Raw genomic sequence first — 10,252 nt, forward strand, 5'->3', positions numbered from 1 at the left:
TCAATGATGGCTGCGGACCGACTACGGGAGAGAACGCTGAGCGTCACCACCCTGGCCGCGGATGAATTCCATGCGCCGTCACTAGACGATTTTTTCCCGCCCTCCGTGTTGATTCACGCGGGCCCCTTCGAGCTCGACCGTCTGATGCTGATTCGTCTGCTGATGTCGGTGCTGGTCGCAGCCTTCTTCGTGATCGCGATGCGCAGCCCTCGATTGGTTCCCCGTGGGATGCAGAACGCCGCTGAGCTTGCGCTCGACTTCGTTCGTATCAACATCGCCGAGGAGATCCTGGGCAAGGAACAGGGCAAGCGCTTCCTGCCGGTCATCACGACGATCTTCTTCATCGTGGTCGCCAGCAACATGGCCAGCATCATTCCTTTCCTGAACATCTCGCCGAACGCACGAATCGGTATGCCCCTGGTACTCGCGGCGCTCGCCTACATCGTGTTCAACTACGTCGGAATCAAGAAGTACGGCTTCTTCAAGTACGTCAAGAGCAGCATCGTCGTTCCCGGCGTTCCGCTGCCCCTGCACTTCTTGTTGGTGCCCATCGAGTTCATCTCGACCTTCATCCTGCGCCCGTTCACGCTGATGGTTCGTCTCATGGCCAACATGTTGGCCGGCCACATCCTGCTGGTGCTGTTCTTCAGCGCGACGAACTACTTCTTCTTCGTGTCCGGCGGATTCCAGGCGATCTTCGGCGTTCCGTCGATCATCGCCGGTATCGCATTCACGTTCTTCGAGCTGCTGGTCATCTTCCTGCAGGCTTACGTGTTCGCGTTGCTGACCGCGGTGTACATCGAATTGGCGCTCCACGCCGACGAGCACTGACCTTTTACCTCCTCACCAGCTACACCAAGAACTGAGCCTCTTGCCGAATCCGGCAGAGGTCAACAGAAAGGGAATGGAACACCATGAGCATCGCTTACCTCGCTCAGGAAGTTGTCGAGACCAAGTCGCGCGGCTACGGAGCCATCGGCTACGGCCTCGCAGCAATCGGCCCCGGCATCGGCGTGGGCATCGTTGTGGGCAAGGCAATCGAAGGCATGGTCCGCCAGCCCGAGATGGCCGGCCAGGTTCGTACCACCATGTTCCTCGGTATTGCATTCACCGAGGCCCTCGCATTGATCGGCCTTGTCGCCGGTTTCATTTTCTAAGACAGACATGGGAGCCACCTTCGCAGTGCTCGCGGCAACAGAGGAGACACACAATCCTCTCTTGCCCGAGACATACGACATCGTGTGGTCCGCGGTTGCGCTCGTCGTAGTCGGTTTTGTCTTCTGGAAGCTCGTTCTTCCGAAGTTCCAGAAGGTCTTGGCCGAACGCACCGAGCAGATCGAGGGCGGCATCAAGAAGGCCGAAGACGCACAGGCAGAGGCAGCGGCCGCGCTCGAGCAGTACCGCGCGCAGCTCGCCGAAGCTCGTACCGAGGCAGCGCAGATCCGTGAGGAAGCGCGTACCCAGGGTCAGCAGATCATCGCTGACATGAAGGTTCAGGCGCAGGACGAGAGCGACCGCATCGTGGCCGCAGGCCACAGCCAGCTCGTCGCCCAGCGTCAGCAGATCGTCGCTGAGCTCCGCTCGGATCTCGGCAAGACCGCTGTAGACCTGGCCGAGAAGGTCATCGGGGAGTCTCTCGCCGACGACGTGAAGCGCGCCGGAACGGTTGATCGTTTCCTCAACGAGCTCGACACCGTCAGCGCTGATTCAGCCAGGAAGTGAGCAACATGTACGCAGCGAGCCGTGAAGCCTTGGCGCAGACTCGTTCTGCGCTGAGCAGTGCCCTGGGCGCCGTCTCTGCAGGAGCCGCAACTGCTGCTTCTGCTCAGGCTGGGTCCGAGCTCTTCTCGGTGGTCGAGGTACTCGACGGCCAGCGCGCTCTTCGCAGCGCGCTGGCTGACGCTTCGGCACCGGCCGCTGGTCGCCAGGCTTTGGCAGAGCAGTTGTTCTCCGGAAAGGTCGGCGCCGAGGCGCTCGCCACCGTGAAGGCAGCTGCAGGCCAGGACTGGTCTGCGGCCCGCGACTTGGTCAACTCGCTCGAACTGCTCGGACGCGAAGCTCTGCTCCGCGCCGCAGCCGATCAGAGCCAGTTGGACACCGTTGAGGACGAGCTCTTCCGTCTCGGTCGCATCGTGGCAGGGGATCCCAGCCTGGAGCAGACGCTCTCGGATCTGTCGGTTCCCGCAGCCCGCAAGCGTGAGTTCCTCTCCCGCTTGCTCTACGGCAAGGTCACTGCGGTCACCGAGGCACTCGCCGGACAGGCCGTCGGCCGGTTGAAGTCTGCACCCGCAGACACTTTCGATCAGCTGTCGAATCTTGCCGCAGCGCAGCGCGATACCACCGTTGCTCACGTTCGCAGCGCCTCGGCGTTGAGCTCGGAGCAGTCGGATCGCTTGGCCAGCACTCTTACCCGCACCTACGGGAAGCCGGTAGCAGTACACGTCGAGGTTGATCCAGAACTCCTCAGCGGCTTGGTCGTCCGGGTGGGCGACGAGGTTATCGACGGCAGCGCAGCGGGTCGACTCGCAGCACTGCGGAAGAACCTCAAGTAGTCCTTCAGCCGAACACATACTCCAGATCTTTTCGAAGACCAGACACCGAGAGCAGGAAAAACATGGCGGAGCTGACGATCTCCTCCGACGAGATCCGTAGCGCGATCGACAACTACACCGCGAGCTACTCCCCGGAGGCCTCCCGTGAGGAGGTCGGCACAGTGACCGACACCAGTGACGGCATTGCGCACGTCTCTGGCCTGCCTTCGGCTATGTCCAACGAGCTGTTGGAGTTCCCCGGTGGAATCGTCGGCGTCGCGCTCAACCTGGATGCCACCGAAATCGGTGCCGTCATCCTTGGCGATTACCAGAACATTCAAGAAGGCCAGGAAGTAAAGCGCACGGGCGACGTTCTGTCGGTTCCCGTCGGCGATGCTTTCCTCGGCCGCGTCATCGACCCGCTGGGTGCGCCCATCGACGGCCTCGGCGAGATCGAGAGCACCGAGAACCGTGCACTCGAGCTCCAGGCCGCTTCGGTGCTCGAGCGCCAGCCGGTCGAAGAGCCGCTCCAGACCGGTATCAAGGCTATCGACGCCATGACCCCGATCGGCCGCGGCCAGCGCCAGCTCATCATCGGCGACCGCAAGACCGGCAAGACCGCGGTCTGCATCGACGCCATCCTGAACCAGAAGGCCAACTGGGATTCCGGCGATGTCAACAAGCAGGTGCGCTGCATCTACGTTGCCATCGGTCAGAAGGGTTCCACCATCGCGGGCGTCAAGGCTGCCCTCGAGGAGAAGGGCGCGATGGAGTACACCACCATCGTTGCTGCTCCGGCCTCTGATTCCGCAGGCTTCAAGTGGCTCGCACCGTACACCGGTTCGGCCATCGGCCAGCACTGGATGTACCAGGGCAAGCACGTTCTGGTCGTGTTCGACGACCTGACCAAGCAGGCAGAGGCGTACCGCGCCATCTCGCTGCTGCTGCGTCGCCCGCCGGGACGCGAGGCTTACCCCGGTGACGTCTTCTACTTGCACTCCCGTCTGCTGGAGCGTTCGGCGAAGCTGTCCGACGCACTCGGCGGTGGCTCGCTGACGGCTCTGCCGATCATCGAGACCAAGGCGAACGACGTCTCGGCGTACATCCCGACCAACGTCATCTCCATCACCGACGGTCAGGTGTTCCTCGAGTCCGACCTGTTCAATAAGGGCGTTCGCCCCGCGATCAACGTCGGTATCTCGGTCTCCCGCGTCGGTGGCGCTGCACAGACCAAGGGCATGAAGAAGGTTTCCGGTTCGTTGCGTCTGGAACTGGCTCAGTTCCGTGAGCTCGAAGCGTTCTCCGCTTTCGCATCCGACCTCGACGCTGCCTCCAAGGCTCAGCTCGAGCGCGGTGCCCGTCTGGTCGAGCTGCTCAAGCAGGATCAGTACAGCCCGATCCCTGTCGAGGACCAGATCGTCTCGATCTACCTCGCCGGCGAAGGCATCTTCGACAGCGTTCCGATCGGTGACGTCCGTCGCTTCGAGAAGGAACTGCTCGAAGACCTCAAGCACTCGGCTGCTGGCGTCTACTCCAGCATCAACGGCGGTAAGGCACTCGATGCCGACAACGCTGCTGCGCTGATCGCTGCAACGAACAAGTTCAAGGAAGGCTTCATCGCATCCGACGGAAGCCGGGTCGTGAACGAGGCCGAGGCTGACGCTTTGGGCGCCGACGAGGTCGAGAACGAGCAGATCAACGTCAAGCGCAAGACCGTCAGCAAGTGACGTACGCGCCCATGACACTGCGAATTCCGAAGGGAGAGTGATTGATCGATGGCGAGCATTCTCGAATTGCGGTCTCGTATCAAGTCGGTCAACTCGACCAAGAAGATCACCAAGGCACAGGAACTGATCGCGACTTCGCGTATCACCAAGGCTCAGATTCGCGTCGCCGCGTCCAAGCCGTATGCCGAGGAGATCACGAAGGTACTCACCGAATTGGCGAGTGCGTCTGCTTCGCTCGATCACCCGTTGCTCAACGAGCGCCCGGAGCCCAAGCGGGCTGCGGTCCTCGTTGTCACCAGTGACCGCGGCATGTGTGGTGGCTACAACTCCAACGTCCTCAAGCAGGCAGAAGAGCTCATGGCTCTCCTCCGCAGCGAGGGCAAGGAGCCGGTCGTGTACGTGCTCGGTTCCAAGGGACTCGGCTACTACACGTTCCGCGGCCGCGACATCGGTGCTGCGTGGACGGGCTTCTCGCAGGATCCGGGTTACTCGGATGCAGCGAAGGCCAGCCGCCACCTGGTGGAGCTGTTCATGGCTGGTTCGGGTAACCAGGTTGCCGCTCCGAACGGTGAAGGCACGATCGAGGGCGTCGACGAACTCCATATCGTCTACACCCGCTTCGTGTCGATGCTGACGCAGACTCCCGAGGTTCGCCGTATGGCTCCTCTCGAGGTCTTCGTGTCGGAAGAGCGCATCGAACTCGGTGACGACATGCTGACCAACGGCCACGACGACGACCATGACAATGGCCCCGTCGCGGACTTCAGCTTCGAGCCCGAGCCCGAGAAGCTTCTCGGTGCTCTTCTCCCGAAGTACGTCAGCACTCGTATCTTCTCGTCGCTTCTCGATGCTGCGGCATCGGAGTCGGCAGCCCGTCGTACCGCCATGAAGGCCGCGACGGACAACGCAAACGAACTGGTGAACACGTTGAGCCGTCAGGCCAACCAGGCTCGCCAGGCCCAGATCACCCAGGAAATCAGCGAGATCGTCGGCGGCGCCAACGCGCTCGCCTCGAGCGCAGGAAGTGACTAGCACATGACCGCAGCAGTAACCGAAAACAACGGGGCAGGTTCGGCTTCGGCCGTAGCCGGCCGCGTCGTGCGGGTCATCGGTCCCGTCGTGGACGTTGAATTCCCGCGTGGCGCTGTTCCTGAACTGTTCAACGCCCTGAACGCCGAGATCACGCTTCCCTCGGTCGCCAAGACGCTGACGCTCGAGGTTGCACAGCACCTCGGTGACAACCTGGTCCGCACCGTCTCCATGCAGCCCACCGACGGCCTCGTCCGCGGCACTGCGGTGACCGACTCGGGCAAGCCGATCTCGGTTCCCGTCGGTGACGTCGTCAAGGGCCACGTGTTCAACGCCCTGGGCGATTGCCTCGACACCCCCGGGCTCGGCCGCGACGGCGAGCAGTGGGGCATCCACCGCAAGCCACCAGCCTTCGATCAGCTCGAAGGTAAGACCGAGATCCTCGAGACCGGCATCAAGGTCATCGACCTTCTCACCCCGTACGTCAAGGGTGGAAAGATCGGCCTGTTCGGTGGCGCCGGCGTCGGCAAGACCGTTCTGATCCAGGAAATGATCACGCGTATCGCTCGCGAGTTCTCGGGCACCTCGGTGTTCGCAGGCGTCGGTGAGCGTACCCGTGAGGGCACCGACCTCCACCTGGAAATGGAAGAGATGGGCGTCCTCCAGGACACCGCCCTTGTCTTCGGCCAGATGGATGAGCCGCCCGGAACGCGTATGCGCGTCGCCCTGTCCGCACTGACGATGGCGGAGTACTTCCGCGACGTTCAGGGCCAGGACGTCCTGCTGTTCATCGACAACATCTTCCGCTTCACGCAGGCAGGTTCCGAGGTTTCCACCCTCCTCGGCCGTATGCCTTCGGCAGTGGGCTACCAGCCCACGCTGGCGGACGAGATGGGTGAGCTCCAGGAGCGCATCACCTCGACCCGCGGTCGCTCGATCACCTCGCTGCAGGCTATTTACGTGCCCGCCGACGACTACACCGACCCCGCGCCGGCTACGACGTTCGCGCACCTCGATGCCACCACCGAGCTCTCGCGCCCGATTTCGCAGATGGGTATCTACCCCGCTGTGGATCCGCTGAGCTCGACCTCCCGCATCCTGGAGCCCGGCATCGTCGGTGCCGAGCACTTCCGCGTTGCCAACGAGGTCAAGCGCATCCTGCAGAAGTACAAGGAACTGCAGGACATCATCGCCATCCTCGGTATGGACGAGCTTCAGGAAGAGGACAAGGTCCTAGTCGGCCGCGCCCGTCGTATCCAGAAGTTCCTCGGCCAGAACTTCATCGTTGCCGAGAAGTTCACCGGTGAGCCCGGCTCCGTCGTGCCGCTCCGCGACACGATCGAAGCCTTCGACCGCGTCTGCAAGGGCGAGTTCGATCACCTGCCCGAGCAGGCATTCAACAGCTGCGGTGGACTCGACGACGTCGAAGCTGCAGCCAAGAAGATGGCCGGGAAGTAGTCCACGATGGCTGAGATGACCGTAGAACTCGTTGCCGTCGAGCAGCGCTTGTGGTCTGGTTCGGCGACGCTGGTCAGCGCTCAGACCACTGAGGGCGAAATCGGCATCATGCCCGGGCATGAGCCGGTCCTCGGCCAGCTGATCGAGGGCGGAACCGTGTCGATCACCCCGGTCGACGGCGAGCGTATCGTTGCTGCAGTACACGGAGGGTTCCTCTCCGTCACTGCGACGACGGTGACGATCCTTGCCGAGTCCGCGGACATGGCACAGGACATCGACGTCGAGGCAGCCAAGGCTGTCTTGGCCGAGAACTCGGGCGACCTCGAAGCGATTGCGGTCGCCAAGGGTCAGCTCCGGGCCGTCGAGCGCGCGTAAGTTACTCGAGTAAAGCCGCGACGGGAGCCGACGAACAGTGACATTCGGAATGACTGTGTTGATCATTCTGGTTGTGCTGCTCGCGGTTCTCGTCGCGGCTTTTCTGTATCGTCTGCTGGTTCTACGTCGCGGCGGTACCGCTGCACTGCTTCGTGTTCTGCCATCCCCGGGGGACAGCGGGTGGCGTCACGGAATCATTCGCTACGGCGAAAGCACCTTCGTCTTTTTCAAACTGTCGAGTCTGCGGCCGGGCCCGGACTCCAGGATTGATCGTCAAGGAATCGAGGTCGAGAGCCGTCGCTCTCCCTCGGGTACCGAATTCGACATCATGAGCGACGATATCGTCGTGGTCAAGGTCAACGACGGATCGTCGGCCTACGAAATCGCCTTGGACAGTGGAGCATTGACAGCTTTCCTGTCCTGGGTCGAATCACGGCCGGACGGGCGCGCCCGTAGGCGACGCACCGCCTGACCGGTCCCGCTCAAGCCCCGGCGCCGGGCTTCCAGAGCACATCGCCTTCAGGATTTGCCACTCTTCCCATGATGAAGAGCAGATCCGACAATCTGTTGAGATATTTCGCGGGGAGGACGCTGGTGTCTTCCGGGTTCGCATCGATGGCGGACCAGGCCGCACGCTCCGCACGCCGCGAGACGGTTCTTGCTACGTGAAGCAGGGCGCCCAGGGCAGTTCCGCCGGGCAGAATGAACGAATTCAACGGTGCCAGTTGCTCATTGAGCTCATCGCACCATCCTTCGAGTCGATCGATATAGGCCTGAGTCACTCGCAGCGGTGGGTACTTCGGGTTCTCGACGACAGGGGTGGACAGGTCGGCCCCCGCGTCGAAGAGGTCGTTCTGGATCTGGCGCAGCATCGCGAGCAGATTCTCCGGGGGTGTGCCGAGGGCAACGGCCACACCGATCGCCGCGTTGGTCTCGTCGCAATCCGCATAGGCGACCAGACGCGGATCGTTCTTGGAGACTCGCGAAAAATCACTGAGGCCGGTGGTCCCGTCGTCGCCGGTCCGGGTGTAGATCTTCGTCAGGTGAACAGACATAGGGCTACGGTACCGGCGCGGTGCCGACGAGGTTGTGGCTCTAGGCTGTGAACCGTGAGTGAGCACTTTCTTGTGACCGGGGGTAACCGCCTCGAAGGTGAAGTACTGGTGGGAGGGGCCAAGAACAGTGTGTTGAAGCTGATGGCCGCTGCGCTGTTGGCCGAAGGCACCACTGTGGTGACCAACTGCCCGGACATTCTCGACGTGCCGCTGATGGCGGACGTCTTGCGAGGGCTGGGCTGCGAGGTCGAACTCGAAGACTCCGAAGTGCGGATCACGACGCCGGCCGAGCCGAAATATCACGCTGATTTTGACGCGGTCAAGCAGTTTCGGGCGTCGGTGTGTGTGCTTGGTCCGCTGGTCGCGCGTTGTCGACGCGCTGTTGTCGCACTTCCTGGCGGCGATGCGATCGGTTCGAGGCCACTCGACATGCACCAATCCGGGCTCCGCCTGTTGGGCGCGCGCAGCGAAATCGAACACGGATGTGTCGTTGCCGAGGCAGACGACCTTCACGGCGCGAACATTCGCCTGGTCTTCCCGTCTGTGGGTGCAACCGAGAACATCTTGATGGCAGCAGTGCTCGCCCGAGGTGAAACGGTGATCGACAACGCTGCACGTGAGCCCGAGATCGTGGATCTCTGCAACATGCTCAACGAAATGGGCGCCAAGGTGTCGGGCGGCGGAAGTTCGACGCTCACCATTCAAGGCGTCCGCAAGTTGGAACCGACTACGCACCGTGTCATCGGTGACCGCATCGTTGCCGCAACATGGGGTGTCGCTGCCTCCATGACCAGGGGTGACGTCCGCGTTCGCGGGGTGAACCACAAGCATCTCGGGTTGGTCCTCGACAAGCTTCGGACAGCCGGCGCGGAGGTGACTCCCGAGGTCGACGGTTTCCGTGTCATCCAGCGTGAACGGCCCAAAGCAGTCAATTTCGCGACATTGCCTTACCCCGGATTCCCCACCGACCTGCAGCCGATGGCAATCGGTTTGGCGGCGGTTGCCGAGGGCACGTCGATGATCACCGAGAACGTATTCGAATCGCGTTTCCGATTTGTCGAGGAAATGATCCGACTGGGCGCCGACGCTCGTACTGACGGTCACCATGCTGTGATCCGCGGAGTTCCAGTGCTGTCGAGTGCGCCGGTGTGGTCTTCGGACATTCGGGCAGGCGCCGGGCTCGTGCTTGCCGGGTTGGTCGCGGACGGAACCACCGAAGTCCACGACATCTTCCACATCGACCGTGGGTACCCGCGATTCGTCGAGAATCTCCGTGGACTCGGGGGAGTGATCGAGAGGGTGGGCTCCGAATAGGTTCGGTGCTCGGCGTCACACTCGGGCCTATTCGCGATTGGCGGAAAGTCTCAACTGTCTGACCTGGCCTTGGCTAGTGAATCGGTGTTGTGACCAGGCGATTTGTGAATTGATTGAAGGTTCGCGTAACTTATTCCAAGTCAGAGCGACACGGACACCGACTCCCACCTGCGAGGGTGAGTGACACGAGGTTGTACGAAGTGCCTGGCGAACACAATCCAGTTTTTCTTCACGGGGTTCCGGTTTGCGCCGGTGACCTGGTTGGGATAGGCTGGAAAAGTTGCCCCGGAGCGGCGGCCATAGGGTCGTGGTGATGGTGTGTGCGTGTTCTTTGAGAACTCAACAGTGTGTCGATGAATGTCAGTGCCAAATATTTTTTGGTACTTCACATGTCGGATGATGTTCCGGGCCTTCGGGTTTCGGTTCTGATGTTCGGGGTGTGAGTATTTTTCGTCGGTGATTGTTCATTCTTCCGTCTGAATGGTTGCCGACACATTTTTTGCTAGTTGAGTTTTTTGCTAGTGATTTGACTCTTTTTGTCTATGACTGATTAGCAGTTTCGGCTGTGAAATCTAGAGTCTTCAACGGAGAGTTTGATCCTGGCTCAGGACGAACGCTGGCGGCGTGCTTAACACATGCAAGTCGAGCGGTAAGGCCTTTCGGGGTACACGAGCGGCGAACGGGTGAGTAACACGTGGGTGATCTGCCCTGCACTTCGGGATAAGCCTGGGAAACTGGGTCTAATACCGGATATGACCTCCTA

At 61.5% G+C, this 10,252-nt stretch carries 11 protein-coding genes and 1 rRNA gene (1 of these 12 cut by a window edge); 11 read left to right on the top strand and 1 reads right to left on the bottom strand.

The features are described from left to right. The first annotated feature begins 3 nt into the window (after positions 1-3). The 9 genes from atpB to CPI83_RS10675 all read left to right on the top strand — a co-directional run bounded on the left by atpB (position 4) and on the right by CPI83_RS10675 (position 7,592). Positions 4-831 (top strand): F0F1 ATP synthase subunit A, encoded by an 828-nt coding sequence (gene atpB, locus CPI83_RS10635; RefSeq protein ID WP_019749174.1) that lies wholly within the window; start codon positions 4-6, stop codon positions 829-831. An 83-nt stretch (positions 832-914) separates the two neighbouring features. Next, a complete protein-coding gene (locus tag CPI83_RS10640) occupies positions 915-1,157 on the top strand; it encodes an ATP synthase F0 subunit C (protein WP_003941327.1) in 243 nt (80 codons plus the stop codon). A 7-nt stretch (positions 1,158-1,164) separates the two neighbouring features. After that, complete coding sequence (locus CPI83_RS10645) at positions 1,165-1,722, top strand: F0F1 ATP synthase subunit B (RefSeq protein WP_019749173.1); 558 nt, start codon at positions 1,165-1,167, stop codon at positions 1,720-1,722. 5 nt (positions 1,723-1,727) lie between these two features. Further along, complete coding sequence (locus CPI83_RS10650; RefSeq protein ID WP_003941304.1) at positions 1,728-2,552, top strand: F0F1 ATP synthase subunit delta; 825 nt, start codon at positions 1,728-1,730, stop codon at positions 2,550-2,552. Positions 2,553-2,614: 62 nt separating this feature from the next. Next, entirely contained in the window at positions 2,615-4,258 is a 1,644-nt protein-coding gene (gene atpA, locus CPI83_RS10655; protein ID WP_019749171.1) for a F0F1 ATP synthase subunit alpha, read from the top strand. A 48-nt stretch (positions 4,259-4,306) separates the two neighbouring features. Further along, positions 4,307-5,290 (top strand): F0F1 ATP synthase subunit gamma, encoded by a 984-nt coding sequence (locus CPI83_RS10660; protein WP_003941320.1) that lies wholly within the window; start codon positions 4,307-4,309, stop codon positions 5,288-5,290. Between the two features lie 3 nt (positions 5,291-5,293). Further along, on the top strand, positions 5,294-6,745 hold the full coding sequence (gene atpD, locus CPI83_RS10665) for a F0F1 ATP synthase subunit beta (protein WP_003941349.1): 1,452 nt from the start codon (positions 5,294-5,296) through the stop codon (positions 6,743-6,745). A 6-nt stretch (positions 6,746-6,751) separates the two neighbouring features. Beyond that, positions 6,752-7,120, top strand: coding sequence for a F0F1 ATP synthase subunit epsilon (locus CPI83_RS10670; protein ID WP_019749170.1), 369 nt, complete (start codon positions 6,752-6,754; stop codon positions 7,118-7,120). Positions 7,121-7,169: 49 nt separating this feature from the next. After that, a complete protein-coding gene (locus CPI83_RS10675; RefSeq protein ID WP_029255703.1) occupies positions 7,170-7,592 on the top strand; it encodes a DUF2550 domain-containing protein in 423 nt (140 codons plus the stop codon). 10 nt (positions 7,593-7,602) lie between these two features. Here the strand turns inward: CPI83_RS10675 and CPI83_RS10680 are convergent, their stop codons facing one another. After that, positions 7,603-8,175, bottom strand: coding sequence for a cob(I)yrinic acid a,c-diamide adenosyltransferase (locus CPI83_RS10680; RefSeq protein WP_020908291.1), 573 nt, complete (start codon positions 8,173-8,175; stop codon positions 7,603-7,605). 54 nt (positions 8,176-8,229) lie between these two features. On the opposite strand from CPI83_RS10680, the gene murA reads away from it, so the two are divergent. Both murA and CPI83_RS10690 read left to right on the top strand, forming a co-directional pair. Continuing rightward, positions 8,230-9,489, top strand: coding sequence for a UDP-N-acetylglucosamine 1-carboxyvinyltransferase (murA, locus tag CPI83_RS10685; protein WP_003941314.1), 1,260 nt, complete (start codon positions 8,230-8,232; stop codon positions 9,487-9,489). A gap of 581 nt (positions 9,490-10,070) precedes the next feature. Beyond that, a 16S ribosomal RNA gene (locus CPI83_RS10690) occupies positions 10,071-10,252 on the top strand; it runs 1,336 nt beyond the window's last position.

It is taken from the genome of Rhodococcus sp. H-CA8f, from assembly GCF_002501585.1.
Classification (GTDB): domain Bacteria; phylum Actinomycetota; class Actinomycetes; order Mycobacteriales; family Mycobacteriaceae; genus Rhodococcus_F; species Rhodococcus_F erythropolis.